The following is a 15283-nucleotide window of genomic DNA, read 5'->3' as shown; positions in this document are numbered from 1 at the left end:
GGTACACTAGAATGAGAGGTGGATACCAGATGAAGAAGAAAACAATGAACGAACTCATAGAAGATTTAAAAAAAGACGAACAGGTCGAGCATTGGCATGAAATTGAAGCGAAGCCTGCACTGACTTCTCCAATTCCTGAAAGAGTAAATGACAGGCTCAAAGTGGCGCTTGAAAAAAGAGGTGTGAGCGAACTGTACATTCATCAAAAGGAAGCCTTTGAACGTGTGATGGATGGTGAAAATGTGGTGACTGTGACACCTACAGCTTCAGGTAAAACGCTTTGCTACAATCTGCCAGTTCTTCAGTCGATCGCAGAAGATCAGACAAGCCGCTCCCTCTATTTATTTCCAACAAAAGCACTTGCGCAAGATCAAAAAAGTGAATTAAACGAAATCATTCATGAGATGGATGTTCCAATTCACAGTGAAACCTATGACGGGGACACCTCCCCAGCGATTCGCCAGCGCGTCAGACAGGCAGGACATATTGTCATCACAAATCCAGATATGCTGCATTCAGCGATTTTGCCTCACCATACGAAATGGGTCAGTTTATTTGAGAACTTAAAGTATATTGTCATTGATGAGCTTCATACATATCGAGGCGTGTTTGGCAGTCATGTCGCCAATGTCATTCGCAGACTAAAGCGAATTTGTGCATTTTATGGAAGTGACCCGACCTTTATTTGTACTTCAGCGACCATAGCGAATCCGAAAGAGCTTGCAGAGCAGCTGACCGGAAGCAAGGTGCATCTCATTGAACGAAACGGAGCACCTAGCGGTAAAAAGAATTTTGTCTTTTACAACCCGCCAGTCGTCAATAAGCCATTAAATATTAGACAAAGTGCGGCCACTGTTGTGAATCAGCTCGCTAAAACATTTTTAAAAGAAAAAATTCAAACGATTGTTTTTGCTAGAAGTAGGGTAAGAGTTGAAGTCATCCTAAGTCATATTCAAGAACTAGTGAAAAAAGAAATTGGTCCTAAATCGATCCGTGGTTATCGCGGGGGCTATTTGCCGAAAGAGCGGCGCATGATTGAAAAAGGCTTAAGGGAAGGAGACATTCTCGGTGTTGTCAGCACAAACGCACTAGAATTAGGAGTAGATATTGGACAGCTAAAAGTCTGTATCATGACCGGATATCCTGGCAGTGTAGCGAGTACGTGGCAGCAGGCTGGACGAGCTGGAAGGCGTCATGAGGAAGCACTCATTATCATGGTCGCAAGTTCATCGCCACTTGACCAATATATTGTCAGGCACCCTGAATACTTCTTTAACAGACCACCTGAATCGGCAAGAATCAATCCTGAGAACCTTATCATCCTAGTCGATCATCTAAAATGTGCGTCCTACGAGCTACCGTTTCGAGAAGATGAACAGTTTGGCAGTATGGAAGTAGAAGAAATCTTGCAATACTTACATGAAGAAGGGGTTCTTCATTTCAGCGGGAACCGTTATTATTGGTCAGATCAATCGTTCCCGGCTCATGGCATCAGTCTGAGATCTGCAAGTCAGGAAAATGTCGTCATTGTCGATCAATCCGATGTAGCGAACGTTCGAATTATTGGGGAGATGGATCGATTCAGTGCGATGACCTTACTTCATGATGAAGCGATTTATTTACATGAAGGGGTTCAGTATCAAGTGGAAAAGCTAGATTATGAGCATCTTAAGGCTTATGTGAAACAAGTCGATGTAGAATATTATACAGATGCGAATTTAGCAGTTCAGCTCAAGGTGCTTGAAATTGATCAAACAACAGAGAAAGCGGCGGTATCTGTTCACTACGGTGATGTGACCGTCAATGCAATGCCGACCATTTTCAAAAAAATTCGATTATCAACTGGGGAAAATATTGGTTCCGGCCCGATTCACTTACCTGAAGAAGAGATTCATACGAGTGCTGCTTGGTTTGAATTACATGAAGCAGAGCGGACATTTGAAGAAAAAACACTTGAACAGCTCTTGCTCGGTATTGCCAATGTTCTTCAGCATATTGTTCCGGCGTTTGTCATGTGTGACCGTTCAGACATTCATGTTATTTCTCAAATAAAGGCAGCCCATACGGGGAAACCGACCGTATTTTTATATGATCATTACCCAGGTGGAATCGGTTTAAGTAAAGAGGTGCAGGCTCGCTTTGATGAAATTGCCCGTGCAGCCACTCAGCTGATTGAGCGATGCAGCTGCGAGAACGGCTGTCCATCTTGTATTGGCATGGAAATGAAAGAGATTGATGGAAAAAGCAGGATCATTCAATTGATGGCAGGATTTTAAGGGAAGGGGGAATAGACGTACTCATGTCATTAAAAGGAAAATTAAACAGAATGAAAAAACACCTGTCGCACAATCAGTCAGATGAAAAGCGTGTGGCAGTAAAAGAGGGACAAACGCACACTGTGACGGCTGAAACCATTCCATTTCTAAAAGAGTGGGGGGAATTAAGTGCAGCTCCTTACTACTTTGAAGACTCTTTCTGCCTCATTCGGGAAGTGACCTATCCACTTGACCATCAGCATGGGCGATATTCATTTGCAGAACTGCCGGAGATGGTGAGTGCATGGAACAAAAGTGAGATTCAGCATTCTCTTTCTGCAAAAGGCTACAAGCCTCACGAGCTATTTTTCTTCGATACAGAAACAACAGGACTATCTGGCGGAACGGGAAATATGATTTTTCTGCTTGGGCATGCGAGAGTTTATTCAGATAAAGTGGTGGTAAAACAACATCTGCTCACGAATCCAGGAAATGAAGCGGCACTTTACAAAAGCTTTCTTAGTGAGGTGGATGTCGAATCACTTGTGACATATAATGGGAAATCATTCGACTGGCCTCAAGTCAAAACGAGGCATACATTATTACGTGATCAAATACCTGCTCTACCTGAATTTGGTCATTTTGACCTTCTCCATGGGTCAAGGAGATTGTGGAAACATAAATATGAGCGTATGGCTCTTTCGGTTGTAGAAAAAGAGGAACTGCACGTCAATCGAGAGGGAGATACACCGGGGTTCCTCGCACCAATGATCTATTTTCACTTTTTAAAGGAACAAAACCCGAAGCTGATTGAAGGAATTTTGACTCACAATGAACTTGATGTCTTATCGTTAATCAGTCTCTACATTCATTTGTCTAAAAAAATCTTATCCAAAGATGCGGTGAAGGAAGACGATGAGAAATATGCATTAGCTAAGTGGCATCTTGCTCACCGTGATGTGCAGGAAGCAACAAAGCACCTGCAAGAATTAACGGGAGCAGCGTTTGAGCATGCGGATCAAGCAGCTTATGATCTATCATTACAGTACAAGCGGTTAAAACAATGGGATAAAGCGGCATGCATATGGAGGCGTCTATTTGAATCAAGTGATGTTCATTTAAGATTAAAAGCGGGTGTAGAGCTAGCAAAGTATGAAGAACACCGCCAAAAAGATCCAAAAGCAGCCCTTTCCATTACCCAAACATTGTTATCACAACCGTCTTTAAGTGAACGAGACATTGTGGAACTTGACAAGCGAGAAAAGCGGCTCTTAAGAAAAGCTGGGCAATGAAATTATTGCCTGGGAAAGCGCAAAAAATGACAACGTTCGGCTCTCGGCCGAAAATAAAAATTGTTTAGCACTTTTATTGTAGAAAAGTCACGAATCCTGTAAAATAACGTTAGATATTGAATGAGGAGCGTAGAGCATGTATAAGGGTCTTTTCTACTTGTTTTTTCTTGTTGTCATATTGGTCGCGTTTGTGTTTTCAAACTATAAAGATGTTTTTCTTGCAAACTTTTAAAATAGGTTAATGCATTAGTACATGTACACCTCTTGATTCATACATTGTTAATGTAAGAAAATCAAGGAGAGGGGAATGCTACATGTACCATCATCATCATTGCAATCCAAATGTTACACAGCCAATTGTACATCCAACGAATCACTGCTGTACGCATAGTGAGTCAACTACAATTGTGCCGCACATCCACCCGCAGCATGTAACAAATGTTCATCACCAAAATTTCCAACATGTTCACTACTTCCCGCATACGTTTTCTCAGGTGGACCCGGCAACACATCAACACTTTAACTGCGGTGGACCTTGCTGTAACAGATAAAGTGAAATGGGACTTTTATAAGTCCCTTTTTTTAAAAGCAGGTGAAAAAATGAAAATTATCGCTGTCACAGGGTACAAGCCATTTGAGCTTGGGATCTTCAAACAAGACGAGCCTGCACTTCAATACATAAAAGCGGAACTTCGGAAAAGGCTGGCGGCACTCATTGAAGACGGGCTAGAATGGGTGCTCATTTCAGGTCAGTTAGGGGCAGAAATATGGACAGCTGAAGTGGTCTTTGAGCTTCAAGAGGAGTACCCAGATTTAAAACTTGCTGTCATTACACCATTTTATGAACAGGAAGAGCGCTGGAATGAACAAAATAAAGAGCTGTATGAAGGCGTTCTTGCACAAGCTGATTTTGTAGAAAGTGTCACGCATAGACCGTATGAAAGTCCGGCACAATTTAAACAAAAGAACCGCTTTTTTATTGAAAAAACGGACGGCCTTCTCGTCTTATATGATCCCGAGCATAAAGGCTCGCCAAAATATATGATCAAAGAAGCTGAAACCTATACCGACTACCCAATTATGTATATTACAATGGATGATTTAAGAGCACAGGTTGAGGCGGAAGATCCGTTTTTTGACTAAAAGCAAGAGAAAATTTGACAACGTCACGTATTTCTGAAAAAATATACTATGAATTCACGATATGAGGTGAAAAAGATGCTTGCTGATAAAGTAAAGCTTTCTGCGAAAGAAATTTTAGAAAAAGAATTTAAAACAGGTGTCCGAGGGTATAAACAAGAAGAAGTCGATAAATTTCTAGATATGGTCATTAAAGACTATGAGACATTCCATCAAGAAATTGAAAAACTCCAACAAGAAAACCTTCACTTGTCAAAACAGCTTGAAGAAGCGGTTGAGCAAGGGAAAAGACAGCCTGCACAGTCCAATACAACAAACTTTGATATTTTAAAAAGACTATCTAATCTTGAGAAACACGTTTTCGGCAGCAAACTTTATGATTGAGTAATACCAAAAAAGCTTGTGTCAGATGACATTGTCGTTTATAATAACGCATGTTGATTAACGTTCGGGTAATCGCTGTAATGCTTTGACATTGCAGAGGAAAGTCCATGCTCGCACGGTGCTGAGATGCCCGTAGTGTTCGTGCCTGGCGAAAAAATAAGCCAGGGCAGCCTGGGAAAGGCTGACGGCAGGAAAAATGCCTACGTCCTTTTAGGATATGGCAAAGTATCCTTGAAAGTGCCACAGTGACGAAGTCTTACTAGAAATGGTGAGAGTGGAACGCGGTAAACCCCTCGAGCGAGAAACCCAAACTTGGTAGGGGAACTTTCTCAAAGGAACCAAACGGAGAGAAGGACAGAGAATTCTGTAGATAGATGATTACCACCTGAGTACGAGGCTTTTGCCGTTTGCAGTACGATGGAACAAAACATGGCTTACAGAACGTTATATCCGTTATCATAAACATGATGAAATCAAAGCTCTCCTATTTCTACATATGGAGAGCTTTTATCTTGATTACAGAATAGAACGAGAAAACAGGTGATAAACAAATGAAAACCTATACACTCATCGCAACAGCGCCAATGGGAATTGAAGCGATTGTTGCAAAAGAAGTAAGAGACCTCGGGTATGAGTGCACTGTAGATAATGGAAAAGTCATTTTTCAAGGAGATGCACTTGCCATTTGCCGTGCGAATCTATGGCTGCGTACAGCAGACCGAATCAAAGTCCAAGTTGCTGAATTTTCGGCCAGGACATTTGACGAGCTTTTTGAGCAGACAAAAGCCATTGACTGGGCCGCTTTTTTACCGAAAAATAGTACATTCCCTGTCATTGGTAAATCTGTTAAATCTCAGCTTGCCAGTGTGCCGGATTGTCAGCGTATCGTCAAAAAGGCTATCGCGCAAAAACTTAGATCATCTTACAACATACAGTCTGAATGGCTAGAAGAGACGGGTCCTGAATACAAAATCGAGGTAGCGCTTTTAAAAGATAAAGTATTGCTGACGCTCGATACGTCTGGTGTGGGTCTTCATAAACGTGGATACCGTGCAGATCAAGGCGGGGCGCCTATTAAAGAAACCCTTGCAGCGGCGCTTGTCTTATTAACGAACTGGACACCTGACCGTCCGTTTGTCGATCCTTTTTGCGGATCAGGAACAATTGCCATCGAAGCAGCGATGATTGGACAAAACATTGCCCCTGGATTTAACCGGGAGTTTGCATCTGAATCATGGGAATGGATCGGTGAGGACGTTTGGAACAAAGCACGCCTTGAAGTAGAAGAAAAGGCGAACTATGATCAGCCGCTTCGCATTATCGCGAGCGATATTGATCATCGCATGATAGAAATTGCGAAACTGAACGCAGAAGAAGCTGGACTTAGTGAACTGATTCAATTTAAGCAAATGCAAGTGAAAGACTTCCAAACAAAAGATGAGTATGGTGTGATTGTCGGAAATCCGCCTTACGGTGAACGTCTCAGCGATAAGCCAGCTGTGGAAAAAATGTATCAAGGAATGGGCGAAGCATTGAAGAACCTAGATACGTGGTCCATTTACATCTTAACGTCACATGAAAAATTCGAAGAGTGCTTCGGAAGAAAAGCGACGAAAAAGAGAAAACTGTTTAATGGATTTATTAAAACAGACTATTATCAATACTGGGGAAAACGCCGGCCTAGAAAGCAAACAACTGAATCGTAACAAATGTCCACACCACGAGAAGGTGTGGATTTTTTATGCTAAACAGGTATAAGTCTTGATGGGACGGAATAAACTGAACTTGATTTTAAAAAAAGAGGTGTCTTCATGATTCATTATGATCAATTTCAGTTAATTCAAAAAGCACTCGCTTCAACAGCCCGAGAAATAGAAGGGGTTGAAACAGGACAATCTGCTAAACTTACGGCAGCCATCGAGAACTTAGCAATGGCTCAAAACTACATAGACCATTCAGAGCACGCATTTTTAATGAAGGAAAGCTACCAGCATCGCCTGCGCTCTTAAAAAAAGATTGTCATACCCCAGCATAAATGTTACTATTGAATGTCTGAATGATTCAAAAGTTGGGGGTTGAAGCAGGTGACAGCATCTCGTTTGCCTTTTTCATTAACAAAAGAACATAATTTTTACGAAGAACTGGGCAACTGGATTGGTGATGTGTTTTATGACATCTTGCCAGAAAAGGGCTTTGATCTTCGAGATGAACAAATATTCATGGCTTTTCAGTTAGAAAGAGCCTTTAAAGAAAAAAGTGTGATGTTTGCCGAAGCTGGGGTAGGCACAGGCAAAACAATCGTTTACCTTTTATTTGCGGTCACATATGCAAGATATACAGGGAAACCTGCGATCATTGCATGTGCAGACGAAACGTTAATTGAACAGCTCGTCAAACAAGAAGGTGATATCTATAAAATTGCCAATCACCTTGATATTCAAATAGATGCGAGATTAAGTAAATCGCATGATCAATATTTGTGCTTAAAGAAACTAGAGAAAACGATGCAACGTGAAGATGATGAGAAGTGGCTCGACATTTATGAATCGCTTCCTTCATTTGTTCATGAATCTCATGGGATGCAGACATTTTATCCGTACGGTGATCGAAAAGAGTATCCAGAATTAACAAATGATGAGTGGTCAAGAATTGGTTATGACTCTTTTCAGGACTGCTTAACGTGCGACATGCGGCACCGCTGTGGCTTGAATTTATCAAGAGACCATTACCGAAAAGCCACAGACCTCATCATTTGTTCTCATGACTTTTACATGGAGCATGTATGGACAAAGGAGTCACGTAAACGTGAAGGACAGCTGCCGCTCCTTCCTGAGCATAGCTCTGTTGTATTTGATGAAGGACATCTTCTTGAATTTGCAGCACAAAAAGCGCTAACATACCGAGTGAAGCAATCAACACTAGAGACGTTTTTGGAACGTCTTTTGCAAAATGATATTCGTGAAGAGTTTGCAGAACTTGTTGAAGATGCACTTGCAACAAACGATCAGTTCTTTTACCTCTTAAAAACGAATGCCAAAGAAATCAAAGGATCACACCGTCTTGAAATTGGTCGTGTAGATGAGGTGAAGCGTTCAGCAAGTGAATTATGTGATTTGCTTGAGAAGATTGGAGAAGCGCTCGTATTTGAATCAGAGATGTACACAATTGATCAATATGAATTGTCTGTTGTGGAAGAGTACATTGAACAGATGGCGTATTCTCTGTCGCTTTATCAGAAAAATGCCATTAGCTGGCTGGAGAAGCAGGAATTAGATACAACCTTTGTCGTCATGCCAAAAACGGTAGCAGAAGTGCTCGGTGAAAAGGTATTTTCGCAAAAAATCCCTTATATTTTCTCGTCTGCAACATTGTCTGAAAACCAATCATTTGATTATTTAGCTGAAAGCCTTGGGATCAAAGATTACTTATCTATGAGTGTGGCTTCGCCGTATGATTATGAGGAGCAAATGCAAATGTATTTCCACGGAATTCAGCAGCCAATGACAGAGTCAGATGTAAAAGGTCAGCACGTGCTGGCTCAGGTAAAAGAAAATGGCGGTCGATCTCTTATTTTATTCCCTTCATTTGATGAACTGCATGTATTTAGAAAGCAGCTCGATGCATCAAATGAACCACTGCCTTTCCATGTGTATTTTGAAGGAGACGAGGAGATCAGTACCATTGTTCAAAAGTTCCAAGCGGATGAAACATCTGTGTTATGTTCCGTTCACCTGTGGGAAGGGCTGGATATTCCAGGACATTCTCTAACAAATGTGGTCATTTGGGGACTTCCATATCCACCGCATGACCCAGTATTTGAAGCAAAACGGAATGAAGCGAAAGATCCATTTACTGAAGTGGACCTTCCGTACATGCTGCTTCGTCTAAGGCAGGGCATTGGGAGACTGATTCGGACAAGCCAAGATGCTGGCAGCATTCATATTTACTTTGGCAGTCAGAAAGATATTGAGCTACAAAGTAAAATTGAATCCGTTCTTCCGGTGAGGCCAGTTATCTCTTAATAATAGAAAATGATTCAACAAAAGGAGGATACGAGCAGCGTATCCTCCTTTTTCATTGACAAAAGAACATTTATTGAAGTAGCCTTGAAACGTACATACATATTTTATTGATTGGGGGAACGAACGCATGAGTCTTGAATCAAAAGAGAAAGCGTTTTATCAATTACTAGGAAAAATCGCCCATTATACAGAGGCGCTTCATTTACTTTATTGGGACTCTCGAACACAAGCGCCTAAAAAAAGCGCTGATTTCAGAGCAGAAACCATCGGTCAATTATCCAGCGATATCTTTAATATGAAGACTTCTGATGAAATGAAAGATCTTCTTGTTGCTTTAAATAAAGAAAAAAAAGAGCTGTCAAAAGACACACAGAAGGCACTCGAATTATCGCAAAAAGAATATGATGAAAACAGTAAAATTCCAAAAGAAGAATTTAAAGAATACTCCATTCTACAATCAAAAGCAGAACATGTTTGGGTAGAAGCAAGGGAGAAATCAGATTTTTCACTCTTTGCGCCCTATTTAAAACAGCTGATTGATTTTAACAAGCGTTTCATTCAATACTGGGGCGTGAAAAAAACGCCATATGATGTGCTGCTCAATAATTATGAGCCGGATATGACGGTTGAACAACTCGATCAAAAATTTGGCGCACTTCGAGACGCCATCGTTCCTCTCGTGAAAAAAATTGAAGCTTCGCCAAATAAACCAGATACATCATTTTTATCGAAAAGCTTCCCGATCGACAAACAAAAAGAGCTGAGTCTCTTTTTCTTAAAAGAGTTAGGGTATGACTTTGACGCAGGACGACTTGATACAACGGTTCATCCATTTGCTGTGACATTAAGCAGAGGGGATGTACGTGTGACGACGCGTTATGATGAGCACGATTTTCGCATGGCGATCTTTGGCACCATTCACGAATGCGGCCACGCCATTTATGAACAAAATATTGATGAGGCACTGAGCGGAACGCTCTTATGTGACGGCACATCAATGGGTATTCATGAATCACAGTCTCTTTTCTTTGAGAACTTTATCGGCAGACATGAAGATTTCTGGAAAACGTATTATCAAAAGCTGCAAGAGGCATCTCCTGAACAATTTAAAGATGTCACTTTAGAAGAATTTGTGCATGCGGTGAATGAATCGAAGCCGACTTACATTCGAATTGAAGCAGATGAACTCACGTATCCGCTTCACATTATTATTCGCTATGAAATTGAAAAGGCCATTTTCAATGAAGAAGTAGCCGTTGAAGACTTGCCAGCGTTATGGAATGAAAAATATAAAGCATATCTTGGCATTACGCCGCCTAACGATGCGCTTGGTATTTTGCAGGATGTTCACTGGTCAGATGGTAGTTTTGGTTATTTCCCTTCATATGCACTTGGTTATATGTATGCGGCGCAATTAAAGCAGCAAATGATCAAAGATTTACCGAATTTTGATGAACTGATTCAAAATGGGTCTTTTGCACCGATAAAAGAATGGCTAACTGAACATGTCCATCAGCATGGAAAACGGAAAAAGCCATCTGAAATCATTCAAGACGCAACTGGTGAAGAATTAAATGTTCAATACTTAATTGATTATTTAACAGATAAGTACACGAAACTATATTTATCATAAATGAAAGGCACCCTTTGATCAGAAGGGTGCTTCAGCGTGTAGACAAACCCTCGCATTCGTTGTCAGGGTCTGTGGGTGCTCACGAATGTTAAATTCGCTCTGCTCCGGTGCTCGCCCTTCCTAGACTGCAAAGGTTTTCTATCACGCTGAAAAGAAGACAAAGGGCTAAAATCAAGTTCATTTTAGCCCTTTGTCAACAATCTGAGGCACCCTTTAATCAGAAGGGTGCTTTTTTGCTGGTTGAATATTCTAAAAACGAACGTTTAAAGCTTAATGATTATTTAAGTTCGGTATTTTTCTAGAAAAGTGCTTTCCAAGCGTCTGAAATCTTGTTATAATTTGAACACTATAACACTCATATAATCGCGTGATAATGGCACGCAAGTTTCTACCGGACACCGATACCGTCCGACTATGAGTGAGCAAAATGAAACAGCTTTTGTATGAGCTGAAGATCCCGTGGATCGTTTTCGCATTGCTTGCTCCTTAATGGACAGCAATGCTTTTTTTATGCAAAAAAATGAAAGTTGCTAATATGCTGGGAGGAAGAATGATGGAATTGTTACGTCAAAAGATCGAGAACGAAGGAATCGTTCTGTCAAATCAAGTGCTAAAGGTAGATGCTTTTTTAAATCATCAAATTGACCCTGTGTTAATGCATGAGATCGGTCAAGAGTTTGCTAGATTATTTAAGCATGATGGAATTACTAAAATTATCACAATCGAATCTTCTGGTATTGCACCTGCTGTCATGGCTGGACTTGCCCTTCATGTGCCAGTTGTTTTTGCCCGAAAGCGGCAATCACTGACTTTAACGGATAACCTTTTGACAGCAAGTGTGTATTCTTTTACCAAAAAAGTAGAAAGTACGATTGCTGTCTCTAACACGCACCTTAGTGAGGATGATTGTGTGTTAATTATCGACGACTTTTTAGCAAATGGAGAAGCCGCTAAGGGACTAGCTGCAATCGCAAAGCAAGCGAAAGCAAAAGTAGCTGGTTTTGGAATTGTTATCGAGAAATCATTCCAGCCTGGAAGAAAAGAACTTGTGCAAATGGGCTATAGAGTCGAGTCACTCGCACGTATCGAATCGCTCGAGGAAGGAAAAGTCACGTTTGTACGCGAGGTACAATCATGAGTGCCGCTAAAAAAGCCAAAACCCTTTCGCTAGGGATACAGCATGTACTGGCGATGTATGCAGGTGCGGTTCTTGTCCCGCTCATTGTTGGAGATGCGCTTGGGCTCACGCCAGCCCAGCTGACGTACTTAATTTCGGCAGATATTTTCATGTGCGGTGCCGCCACACTGCTTCAAGTATGGAAAAACCGCTTTTTTGGCATCGGTTTGCCTGTTGTACTAGGCTGTACATTTACTGCGGTATCTCCTATGATTGCGATTGGATCTAAATATGGAATTTCGTCTATATATGGAAGTATTATCGCCGCAGGGTGTATTGTCATTGCTCTTTCATTTTTCTTTGGGAAGCTTGTGAAATTTTTCCCGCCCGTTGTCACAGGTTCCGTCGTCACGATCATTGGAATTACCTTAATTCCGGTCGCCATGAACAATATGGCAGGTGGTGAAGGAAGTGCAGACTATGGTTCTTTTGAGAATCTTGGACTTGCTTTTCTTGTATTGTTTATCATTGTCCTTCTCTATCGATTTACAAAGGGATTCATGAAAGCCATTGCCATCTTAATCGGCATTCTACTTGGGACAGCAGTTGCTGCTTTCTTAGGGAAGGTGGAGACGGCAGAAGTGGCGAATGCACAAGTTTTCCGCATCATTGAGCCTTTTTACTTTGGGCTGCCTACTTTTGAATTTGCACCAATCATGACAATGACATTAGTTGCCATTGTGTCATTAGTCGAATCAACGGGTGTATACTTTGCGCTCGGAGATTTAACGAATCGTTCATTAAAAGAGAAGGATTTAGCAAAGGGATATCGTGCAGAGGGAATTGCCGTTTTATTAGGCGGTATCTTCAACGCTTTTCCATACACAGCCTACTCCCAAAACGTTGGATTGATCCAATTAACAGGTGTGAAGAAAAATCAGGTCATTGTGGTGACAGGTGTATTATTAATGGTATTTGGCCTTTTTCCTAAAATCGCGGCATTTACAACGATTATTCCAAAATCCGTTCTAGGCGGTGCAATGGTCGCCATGTTTGGCATGGTCATTGCGTATGGGATTAAAATGCTCTCACGCGTCGATTTTGCCAAACAGGAAAACTTACTCATTGTCGCATGCTCAGTTGGCATCGGGCTCGGAGTAACGGTTGTGCCGCAAATGTTTGAGCATTTGCCAGAATCGATTAAATTGTTAACAAGTAACGGAATTGTCGCCGGAAGCTTTACCGCTATTTTGCTTCATATTATTTATCACATGATTCCTTTTAAAAAAGAAACAGAGCAGGAGCTAATGGAAGAACCTAAGCAATCTGTTATGTGATCACTTCTCTTGGAGAGCTGAAAGCCCGCATCCTTTGGATACGGGCTTGTTGTGATTAGTGTTATTAATGTTGTACCGGTGGCATTGTTTCGTTAATGACTGCAAATGTATAGCCCCTTGCTTTTAGTTGTGTAATCAGGCTATCTAAATAGTTCGTGGTAGAGGGTTGATCATGCATTAAAATCACTTTTGGTTCAAATGGTTTATTTTTCTCGAACATTTGCAGTTGATCCAATACCTCTTGAACATATTGTGAGTTTTTATATCTCCAGTCAAGGCTATCAATCGTCCAATCCCAGTAAATAAAGCCATATTGGTTTAAGCGTACTTTTTGATCATATGTTAAATTTGGAACACTGCCATAAGGTGTTCTCACAAGACGGGTGTAAACGCCTGTAACAGAAGCAAGAATGAGCTGAGCTTCTCTCATTTCATTTGCGGGAGACTCACTGTTTTGATAAAAGCGGTTTATATCATGCGTCATGCCATGAAGCCCTAATTGATGTCCTTCTTGATAAAGTCTTTTCACAGCTGCTTGGTGAGCTTGGATTTGCGGTCCAAGCATGAAGAATGTCGCCTTCACTTGATGTGCTTTTAAGACATTTAACAGCTGATTTGATGTAGCAGAAGGGCCATCATCAAATGTTAAAAAGACCGTTTTATTCGTTGTCTGTTGGTTTGGATTGGTCTTAAATTGTTGATCCAATGTTCTTGTAGACTGATCTTTTGCTTTCAGACTGATACTTGTGTCTCGGAAGTCACTGCTAGTAACAATTTTTGCTTGCCCATTTGTCGCCTGCAAATGGGGTTTAGACATATCCCAGATAAAAAAGAGAAACAGTGTAAGAAGCACTAAACCAATTATCTTCGAGAGAAATATCGTGTTGTAGGGTGTTTGTTTTTTGGACACCTTTTTCATGACAATCACTCCAGTCAATTAAATTTTGTGCCGAATCATGTAGTAGATTCTGTCTTTTTTCACTGTTTTTCATGGTGTTCATATTGATTAAGTATACAGGAAAAAAACACCTTTTTATATATAATCATCAAATAAATTAGCATTTTATGGTTATTTATTTGTGTTGATCAGAAAAAAGGTGATCCATCCATGTTTAAATGAAATAATTCTGAATATGATCGAAACGTTGATATTTATACGCTAAGATAGCAACAGATTTAACCATTAATGCGAAGTGAAAGTAGATTCCGTATGAAAGTGTTGTAAAATGACGATTTCATTGAAAAAAAGGATGCTCATGTGGATATTGGAGATAGAGGCTATCAATCGCGAAATACATAGAGAAAAGCTCTTACCGTACAAAATGTTGAAGGGATGTTTGTTCTTTAGATATAAAACTAAGATGAGAGTGAATTGTTAAGAATCGTATTGAATGACATCAACCAAGAAATAGATCTAAACGAATAGGATGATTATTGAAATCTGTCTGCTCTCTCCATATGGGACTTATGATAAAGTTGGTTTATTAACATTCTCCAAATGGGTGTTAAAAGGTGGGATAAGTAAATGTTAGGATTACCAAGAGGGGAAGTTTTTTTAGTACCTTGGTCTATGGAGTGGAAAAACGAATATGAAAAAGAAAAGCGCCAGATAATAGCTGATATTGGTCAATACACAATCAATGTACATCATATTGGAAGTACGGCAGTAAAAGGTTTAAGCGCTAAGCCAATTATTGATATTGCAATTGAAATAGAACATTTTTTTGATGGAGAAAAATGTGTAATAGCGTTGGAAGGACTCGGTTACTCATATAAAGGAACAAACGTATTACCCGAAAGACACTACTTTAATAAAGGAGAACCACGAACACATCAAATCCATATGTACCAAAGACATAATAAGTATTTACTTGAACAGTTAAATTTCAGAGATTACTTGAGAAATAATGAGCAAGCTAGAAGTGAGTACCAACAGCTTAAACTTAAATTATCAAGTTTACATGGAAATGACAAACACAAATACGCACATGAAAAAACTGATTTTATTAAGTCAATCCTTGAAAAGATTTAGGTGAGGGTTTGCTCTTTAGATGTTCTTAAGAGAGGTCATTCACAGAGGAACTCCCAATTAACGGAGTTCTT

Annotated in this window: 13 protein-coding genes, 1 other RNA gene and 1 riboswitch; of the genes, 13 read left to right on the top strand and 1 reads right to left on the bottom strand. The window is 40.4% G+C overall.

Going from position 1 to position 15283, the window contains the following annotated elements; translation table 11 throughout:
• Positions 1-29 precede the first annotated feature (29 nt).
• The 12 genes from ID12_RS14730 to pbuX all read left to right on the top strand — a co-directional run bounded on the left by ID12_RS14730 (position 30) and on the right by pbuX (position 13180).
• Positions 30-2276 carry a DEAD/DEAH box helicase gene (locus ID12_RS14730; protein ID WP_046343826.1) on the top strand — a complete coding sequence of 749 codons (2247 nt, stop codon included), beginning with the start codon at positions 30-32 and terminating at the stop codon, positions 2274-2276.
• A gap of 23 nt (positions 2277-2299) precedes the next feature.
• The gene (locus ID12_RS14725) at positions 2300-3547 is read left to right on the top strand and encodes a ribonuclease H-like domain-containing protein (RefSeq protein ID WP_046343825.1); all 1248 of its coding nucleotides are present in this window, start codon (positions 2300-2302) and stop codon (positions 3545-3547) included.
• Between the two features lie 314 nt (positions 3548-3861).
• A complete protein-coding gene (gene cotD, locus ID12_RS19085; protein ID WP_072368252.1) occupies positions 3862-4098 on the top strand; it encodes a spore coat protein CotD in 237 nt (78 codons plus the stop codon).
• A gap of 49 nt (positions 4099-4147) precedes the next feature.
• Complete coding sequence (locus ID12_RS14720) at positions 4148-4690, top strand: SLOG family protein (protein WP_336737221.1); 543 nt, start codon at positions 4148-4150, stop codon at positions 4688-4690.
• A 75-nt stretch (positions 4691-4765) separates the two neighbouring features.
• Positions 4766-5071, top strand: coding sequence for a cell division regulator GpsB (gpsB, locus tag ID12_RS14715; protein WP_008344631.1), 306 nt, complete (start codon positions 4766-4768; stop codon positions 5069-5071).
• 60 nt (positions 5072-5131) lie between these two features.
• Positions 5132-5513, top strand: an RNA gene (gene rnpB / locus ID12_RS19080) — RNase P RNA component class B.
• Between the two features lie 109 nt (positions 5514-5622).
• Positions 5623-6777 carry a THUMP domain-containing class I SAM-dependent RNA methyltransferase gene (locus ID12_RS14710; protein WP_050827319.1) on the top strand — a complete coding sequence of 385 codons (1155 nt, stop codon included), beginning with the start codon at positions 5623-5625 and terminating at the stop codon, positions 6775-6777.
• 105 nt (positions 6778-6882) lie between these two features.
• Positions 6883-7080: a hypothetical protein gene (locus ID12_RS14705; RefSeq protein ID WP_008344634.1), complete on the top strand. Its 198-nt coding sequence runs from the start codon at positions 6883-6885 to the stop codon at positions 7078-7080.
• 75 nt (positions 7081-7155) lie between these two features.
• On the top strand, positions 7156-9093 hold the full coding sequence (locus tag ID12_RS14700; protein ID WP_050827318.1) for an ATP-dependent DNA helicase: 1938 nt from the start codon (positions 7156-7158) through the stop codon (positions 9091-9093).
• A 127-nt stretch (positions 9094-9220) separates the two neighbouring features.
• Positions 9221-10726, top strand: coding sequence for a carboxypeptidase M32 (locus tag ID12_RS14695; RefSeq protein WP_048001898.1), 1506 nt, complete (start codon positions 9221-9223; stop codon positions 10724-10726).
• Positions 10727-11061: 335 nt separating this feature from the next.
• A riboswitch (purine riboswitch) is annotated at positions 11062-11161 on the top strand.
• A gap of 118 nt (positions 11162-11279) precedes the next feature.
• Positions 11280-11864 (top strand): xanthine phosphoribosyltransferase, encoded by a 585-nt coding sequence (xpt, locus tag ID12_RS14690; protein WP_008346333.1) that lies wholly within the window; start codon positions 11280-11282, stop codon positions 11862-11864.
• A complete protein-coding gene (gene pbuX / locus ID12_RS14685) occupies positions 11861-13180 on the top strand; it encodes a xanthine permease PbuX (RefSeq protein WP_007500846.1) in 1320 nt (439 codons plus the stop codon). The genes xpt and pbuX overlap by 4 nt, the downstream gene beginning before the upstream one ends.
• A gap of 64 nt (positions 13181-13244) precedes the next feature.
• On the opposite strand, the gene ID12_RS14680 is transcribed toward pbuX, so the two are convergent.
• Positions 13245-14099, bottom strand: a complete 855-nt coding sequence (locus tag ID12_RS14680) for a polysaccharide deacetylase family protein (protein WP_017359718.1) — start codon at positions 14097-14099, stop codon at positions 13245-13247.
• A 606-nt stretch (positions 14100-14705) separates the two neighbouring features.
• Between ID12_RS14680 and ID12_RS14675 the strand changes: the two genes are divergently transcribed.
• Positions 14706-15212 carry a GrpB family protein gene (locus ID12_RS14675; protein WP_046343818.1) on the top strand — a complete coding sequence of 169 codons (507 nt, stop codon included), beginning with the start codon at positions 14706-14708 and terminating at the stop codon, positions 15210-15212.
• The last annotated feature ends 71 nt before the right edge of the window (positions 15213-15283 follow it).

This window comes from Bacillus altitudinis (assembly GCF_001191605.1).
Lineage (GTDB): Bacteria > Bacillota > Bacilli > Bacillales > Bacillaceae > Bacillus > Bacillus altitudinis.
Note: the sequence above shows the minus strand (reverse complement) of the source record. Positions and strands in the feature narration are given on the sequence as shown.

Coding starts and splice junctions, on each gene's coding strand:
- ID12_RS14680 (WP_017359718.1), bottom strand. CDS start 14,099: ATGAAAAAGGTGTCCAAAAAACAAACACCCTACAACACGATATTTCTC.
- ID12_RS14730 (WP_046343826.1), top strand. CDS start 30: ATGAAGAAGAAAACAATGAACGAACTCATAGAAGATTTAAAAAAAGAC.
- ID12_RS14695 (WP_048001898.1), top strand. CDS start 9,221: ATGAGTCTTGAATCAAAAGAGAAAGCGTTTTATCAATTACTAGGAAAA.
- pbuX (WP_007500846.1), top strand. CDS start 11,861: ATGAGTGCCGCTAAAAAAGCCAAAACCCTTTCGCTAGGGATACAGCAT.
- ID12_RS14705 (WP_008344634.1), top strand. CDS start 6,883: ATGATTCATTATGATCAATTTCAGTTAATTCAAAAAGCACTCGCTTCA.
- ID12_RS14710 (WP_050827319.1), top strand. CDS start 5,623: ATGAAAACCTATACACTCATCGCAACAGCGCCAATGGGAATTGAAGCG.
- xpt (WP_008346333.1), top strand. CDS start 11,280: ATGGAATTGTTACGTCAAAAGATCGAGAACGAAGGAATCGTTCTGTCA.
- cotD (WP_072368252.1), top strand. CDS start 3,862: ATGTACCATCATCATCATTGCAATCCAAATGTTACACAGCCAATTGTA.
- gpsB (WP_008344631.1), top strand. CDS start 4,766: ATGCTTGCTGATAAAGTAAAGCTTTCTGCGAAAGAAATTTTAGAAAAA.
- ID12_RS14725 (WP_046343825.1), top strand. CDS start 2,300: ATGTCATTAAAAGGAAAATTAAACAGAATGAAAAAACACCTGTCGCAC.
- ID12_RS14675 (WP_046343818.1), top strand. CDS start 14,706: ATGTTAGGATTACCAAGAGGGGAAGTTTTTTTAGTACCTTGGTCTATG.
- ID12_RS14720 (WP_336737221.1), top strand. CDS start 4,148: ATGAAAATTATCGCTGTCACAGGGTACAAGCCATTTGAGCTTGGGATC.